Annotated in this window: 2 protein-coding genes; both read left to right on the top strand. The window is 38.8% G+C overall.

Translation table 11 applies throughout. The features are described 5' to 3' along the window. The first annotated feature begins 220 nt into the window (after positions 1-220). A complete protein-coding gene (locus AC29Z1_RS16770; RefSeq protein WP_488272596.1) occupies positions 221-1,711 on the top strand; it encodes an IS5 family transposase in 1,491 nt (496 codons plus the stop codon). Beyond that, positions 1,696-1,935 (top strand): ATP-binding protein, encoded by a 240-nt coding sequence (locus AC29Z1_RS16765; RefSeq protein WP_488272595.1) that lies wholly within the window; start codon positions 1,696-1,698, stop codon positions 1,933-1,935. Before AC29Z1_RS16770 ends, AC29Z1_RS16765 begins: the two co-directional genes overlap by 16 nt. The last annotated feature ends 121 nt before the right edge of the window (positions 1,936-2,056 follow it).

Here is a 2,056-nt window from a genome sequence, read left to right as displayed (position 1 = left end):
CCGCCGCATAAAATGCACGTGAAAACTCCAGATTAATCACTTTCGAAATATCCGCTGCCGGGAAATAGAATCCAAGAGTTTTAGTAATTGTCATAAGTAGGGCTTGCTTAACGGAAACAAAACCCGCATAAGTGCTGGATTTCAGACTGCTTTTGTAGTATAATAGTGCATAGGAAGTAGTAATTATTCTTAAAAAAGTATGCACGTGGGAGTAATGAAAATGTACAAAAGCAGCGAAAAACAGATCATGATATCGGATGACTTCTTCCTTCCGTTTGGTGGCAAGCTTAATAGAAAAAATAGGTGGGTGAAATTAGCAGAGCTAATTCCATGGTGGGAATTCGAAGATAAGTATGTGGGTAACTTCAGATCACCAAACACAGGTGAAGAGGCTTTTTCAGTACGAGTGGGATTGGGCACTCTCATAATAAAAACCAGACTTGCTATCTCTGATGAGGAAACAGTGAATCAGATTGCTGAAAACCCTTATCTTCAATACTTCCTGGGTTTTCCTCGGTTTATTGAAGAAAAGCCATTTGCCGATTCACTCATTACTCACTTTAGAAAACGTTTCAGCCCGGATATCCTTAATGAGGTTAACGAAAGAATAGCTGCTATTGCCATAGAAAATGAAGACAAGGATGATAATAATCAGATGGGGCCTCCAAGTTCTTCAGGAAGCCATGATGGGCCCGAGGAGGATGAATGTGTTAATTGTAAAAAATCCGGCAAGATAATTTTGGATGCAACCTGTACACCGGCTGACATCCAATATCCTACAGATGCAAGATTATTGAATGAAGCCAGAGAGAAACTTGAGGAGATCATTGATATTCTTCATGAACCAGAAAAGGGATTGAGAAAGAAGGCACGTACATACCGACAAAAAGCGCATGACAGTTATATTGCATTTACAAAGCAAAGAAAACCGAAGCCCGCTGTAATTCGAAAAATGAAAGGCAAGCTCTTAAGATATATCCGTAGAGACATAAAAATAGTGGAAGCATTAGTCAGACGAAATGGATTGGAATTGCTGAATAAGCGTCAATACAAGAACCTTTTGGTTATCCAGGAATTATACCGTCAGCAGAATGAGATGTATGAAAATGGACAATACCGAATAGAGGATAGGATCGTCAGTATCAGTCAGCCACATGTAAGGCCGATTGTTCGAGGGAAAGCATCTGCATCGGTTGAATTTGGTGCAAAGCTTTCAGTAAGTGTTGTAAATGGGTATGTATTTTCAGAAAAGCTGGAGTGGGATGCATATAACGAGAATGGAACATTGATTGATTCGATCGAGAGATATAAAGAAAAGCGTGGATTCTATCCGGAAGCTGTTTTAGCAGATAAAATATATAGGACACGGGAGAACCGGGATTTCTGTAAAGCAAGGGGAATCAGATTGAGCGGGCCAAAGCTTGGGAGAACGACAGAGGAAGAGAAAAAAGAGGCTAAAAAGCAGGCATACCAAGATTCTTGCGAAAGGAATGAAGTAGAAGGTAAGTTTGGGACAGGAAAAAGAAAATACACGATGGATTGCATTATGGCCAAACTTAAAGAAACAAGCGAATCCACCATAATACTAAACCTCATTGTGATGAACTTGGAAAAGAAGCTCCAGCTTCTTTTATGCAAATTTTTATACTGGCTTTTTAGGCTTAAAAATTTTCAATTAAACTGGCTTAATTTGGTATTAGTGGAACCATAAAAACCAAATGGATTCCCGTTAAGGAAACCCTAAATAAACTCTACGGACAAACCTCCATTATTATAACATCAAATAAAGGCCCGGAAGAATGGGGAGAACTTCTTGGAGATCCTGCGATAACAACAGCTATTTTGGACCGAATAGTGCATAAATGTGAAGTAATAAATCTGGATGGCGACAGCTACAGATTGAAACACCGCAAAACCATTTTTGTCAATAATTAGGTGTAAAAAATTATTGACCGAAAATTGTAAAAAGTTACTTGACATCTACAATATTATCTGGTTGGCAGAATTATGGGTGGCTGGTACGGTAAGAAAAGGAGTTGAATTGATGGAATTAATA

Source organism: Sporomusa sp., from assembly GCF_057736855.1.
The sequence above is the reverse complement of the archived record's forward strand: the minus strand, read 5'-3'. Positions and strand labels throughout refer to the sequence as shown.